Source organism: Thalassobacter sp., assembly GCF_982993085.1.
In genome coordinates this window covers 1-3,595 of the sequence record NZ_CEZFMW010000194.1, presented here as the reverse complement: position 1 = coordinate 3,595, position 3,595 = coordinate 1, and the positions used below count along the sequence as shown (strand labels likewise).

The window sequence follows — 3,595 nt, the reverse complement described above, 5'->3', positions numbered from 1 at the left end:
CATTTAGAATCGGCTATGACTGTCGAGTGTGCTTTCCTAGTCTGCCCCCTGCAATATGCGCCTAGAACTGCGGAAACAGCACATATAACGCTGCCATTGAGCGCTGATATTGCGGCAAGAACGGCGCTGGGGCAGGGGGCTGCGTTTTGCTCTTGGCTTCGGCGGGGGCCAGCTGTTGACACCTTGCGTGAATCCCCCTACACCACGCGCACTTGGCCAGGGGGCCGATGTATCGTTCCCCATGTGCTCTTGCCAGATATGTGTGGTCACGGTCCGTGTTAATGTTACGCGCACCCTCTGTAACGCAACCGCGGTGCTTAGATCGGATGTCAAGCACAGGCGGCTTTTGGCTTTTGGCACATCACCCACGTGGGGCCATATGAGAATTTGACCTGGTGCAACACGGGGACCCCGGAATGCCAACAATCCAACAGCTGATCCGCAAACCGCGGCAGCCAAAGCGTAAAACCTCGAAGTCGCAGCACCTCGAGCAATGCCCTCAGAAACGCGGCGTCTGCACGCGCGTCTACACCACCACTCCCAAAAAGCCGAACTCGGCTATGCGGAAAGTGGCCAAGGTGCGCCTGACGAACGGTTTCGAGGTCATCTCTTACATCCCTGGTGAAAGCCACAACCTTCAGGAGCACTCTGTGGTTCTGATCCGTGGCGGTCGTGTAAAAGACCTTCCCGGTGTGCGCTATCACATCCTGCGTGGTGTGCTCGATACGCAAGGCGTCAAAGACCGCCGTCAGCGTCGTTCGAAATACGGCGCCAAGCGTCCTAAATAAGAGGGTCTATAGATGTCTCGTCGTCACGCCGCTGAAAAGCGCCCCGTTCTGCCCGACGCCAAGTATGGTGATACCGTTCTGACTAAGTTCATGAACAACCTCATGCTGGACGGCAAAAAATCCACCGCCGAGCGCATTGTTTACAGTGCTTTCGATCGTGTCGAAGCCAAACTCAAGCGCGCACCTGTAGAGGTCTTCCACGAAGCCCTCGACAACGTGAAGCCTGCTGTTGAGGTTCGTTCGCGTCGTGTGGGTGGTGCTACCTACCAGGTGCCCGTTGAAGTGCGCCCCGAGCGCCGCGAAGCTCTCGCCATCCGTTGGCTCATCACCGCATCGCGCGGCCGCAATGAGAACACGATGGAAGAGCGTCTTGCTGGTGAGCTGATTGATGCTGTCCAGTCGCGCGGTTCCGCCGTGAAAAAGCGCGAAGACACGCACAAAATGGCCGACGCAAACAAAGCGTTCAGCCACTACCGCTGGTAATCGCCTTTCGGGAGGCCCATCTCAGGGCCTCCTTCTTCCTTTTTCTTCTCCCTCTTGAGGACCGAGCCAATGGCACGCGACTATCCCCTCGAATTCTATCGTAACTTTGGGATCATGGCCCACATCGACGCAGGTAAAACCACCTGTTCGGAGCGGATCCTGTATTACACCGGCAAATCCCACAACATCGGTGAGGTGCACGACGGTGCAGCGACCATGGACTGGATGGAGCAGGAACAAGAGCGTGGTATTACGATCACCTCTGCTGCGACCACCACCTTCTGGGAACGCACTGAAAACGGCACCGAAGCCGACAGCCCCAAGCACCGCTTGAACATCATCGACACCCCCGGCCACGTTGACTTCACTATTGAAGTTGAGCGTTCGCTGGCTGTTCTTGATGGCGCAGTGTGCGTGCTGGATGCGAACGCTGGTGTTGAACCCCAGACCGAAACCGTGTGGCGGCAGGCTGACCGCTACAAGGTCCCACGGATGGTGTTCGTGAACAAAATGGACAAAATCGGCGCAGATTTCTTTAACTGCGTTCGCATGATCGAAGACCGTACCGGCGCAAACGCTGTGCCCGTCGGCATTCCAATCGGCGCGGAAACCGAGCTTGAAGGTCTGATCGACCTCGTAACCATGGAAGAGTGGCTCTGGCAGGGCGAAGATCTGGGTGCATCCTGGATCAAAGTACCTGTGCGTGACAGCCTCAAAGACATGGCTGACGAATGGCGCGGTAAAATGATCGAGGCTGCCGTCGAAATGGACGACGAAGCCATGATGGAATACCTCGAAGGCAATGAGCCCGACGTACCAACACTGCGCGCTCTGCTGCGTAAGGGTACACTGGCGATGGCATTCGTGCCCGTGCTTGGTGGTTCCGCGTTCAAAAACAAAGGCGTTCAGCCTCTGCTCAACGCCGTGATTGACTACCTGCCCAGCCCGCTGGACGTTGTTGATTACATGGGCTTCAAACCCGGTGATGAGACTGAAACCCGTGACATCCCGCGTCGTGCGGACGATGAAATGGCGTTCTCTGGCCTGGCGTTCAAAATCATGAACGACCCCTTTGTTGGGTCGCTGACATTCACTCGGATTTATTCCGGTACGCTCTCCAAGGGCGACAACATGCTTAACTCCACTAAGGGGAAGAAAGAGCGCGTTGGCCGGATGATGATGATGCACTCCAACAACCGTGAAGAGATCGATGAGGCCTTTGCGGGCGACATCATCGCTCTGGGTGGTCTGAAAGACACGACAACTGGTGACACGCTTTGCTCTGCAAGCGATCCGGTTGTTCTGGAAACGATGACCTTCCCCGATCCAGTGATCGAGATCGCCGTTGAGCCCAAAACTAAGGGCGACCAAGAGAAAATGGGCATCGCGCTCCAGCGTCTCTCGGCCGAAGATCCTTCCTTCCGCGTCGAAACTGACCTCGAGTCTGGCCAGACGATCATGAAGGGTATGGGCGAATTGCACCTCGACATTCTAGTCGACCGCATGAAGCGTGAGTTCAAAGTCGAAGCCAACATCGGTGCGCCACAGGTTGCCTACCGCGAGACCATCGGTCACGAGGTTGAGCACACCTACACGCACAAGAAACAATCTGGCGGTTCCGGTCAGTTCGGTGAGGTGAAACTGATCATCACCCCGACAGAGCCCGGCGAGGGTTACTCCTTCGAGAGCAAGATTGTCGGTGGTTCCGTACCCAAGGAATATATCCCTGGTGTGGAAAAAGGCATCAAATCGGTGATGGACTCCGGTCCTCTGGCTGGCTTCCCCGTGATCGACTTCAAAGTGTCGCTGATCGACGGTAAGTTCCACGATGTTGACTCCAGCGTTCTGGCATTTGAGATCGCAGCGCGTATGTGTATGCGTGAAGGTATGCGCAAAGCCGGTGCGAAACTGCTTGAGCCCATCATGAAGGTCGAAGTGATCACACCCGAAGAGTACACAGGTGGTATCATCGGTGATCTGACGTCCCGTCGTGGTCAAGTTCAGGGCCAAGACAACCGCGGCAATGCGATCGCAATCGAAGCCATGGTGCCCCTGGCAAACATGTTCGGTTACATTAACACGCTGCGCTCCATGTCTTCGGGCCGCGCTCAGTTCTCGATGCAGTTTGATCACTACGAAGCAGTGCCAAACAACATCTCCGAAGAGATCCAGAAGAAATACGCCTAAGCGGTGCGGCGGGACGCAAGTCCCGCCCTACCACGTCCCAGTAGGGCGGATTTGGTCCGCCGCATCACAAGAAAACAGAGGAGCCACCCATGGCTAAGGAAAAGTTTGAACGTTCTAAACCGCACGTTAACATTGGC

Annotated in this window: 3 protein-coding genes; all 3 read left to right on the top strand. The window is 56.1% G+C overall.

The genetic code is table 11. From position 1 onward, the window contains the following. Positions 1-416 precede the first annotated feature (416 nt). The 3 genes from rpsL to fusA all read left to right on the top strand — a co-directional run bounded on the left by rpsL (position 417) and on the right by fusA (position 3,458). Positions 417-788 (top strand): 30S ribosomal protein S12, encoded by a 372-nt coding sequence (gene rpsL, locus AC4GMC_RS17690; protein ID WP_038008934.1) that lies wholly within the window; start codon positions 417-419, stop codon positions 786-788. 12 nt (positions 789-800) lie between these two features. Then, positions 801-1,271: a 30S ribosomal protein S7 gene (rpsG, locus tag AC4GMC_RS17685; protein ID WP_038008936.1), complete on the top strand. Its 471-nt coding sequence runs from the start codon at positions 801-803 to the stop codon at positions 1,269-1,271. A 69-nt stretch (positions 1,272-1,340) separates the two neighbouring features. Further along, positions 1,341-3,458, top strand: coding sequence for an elongation factor G (fusA, locus tag AC4GMC_RS17680; protein WP_038008938.1), 2,118 nt, complete (start codon positions 1,341-1,343; stop codon positions 3,456-3,458). Positions 3,459-3,595 lie beyond the last annotated feature (137 nt).

What these genes read in the sequence shown, in the direction of transcription:
- rpsL (WP_038008934.1), top strand. Translation starts at nt 417, where the DNA reads ATGCCAACAATCCAACAGCTGATCCGCAAACCGCGGCAGCCAAAGCGT.
- rpsG (WP_038008936.1), top strand. Translation starts at nt 801, where the DNA reads ATGTCTCGTCGTCACGCCGCTGAAAAGCGCCCCGTTCTGCCCGACGCC.
- fusA (WP_038008938.1), top strand. Translation starts at nt 1,341, where the DNA reads ATGGCACGCGACTATCCCCTCGAATTCTATCGTAACTTTGGGATCATG.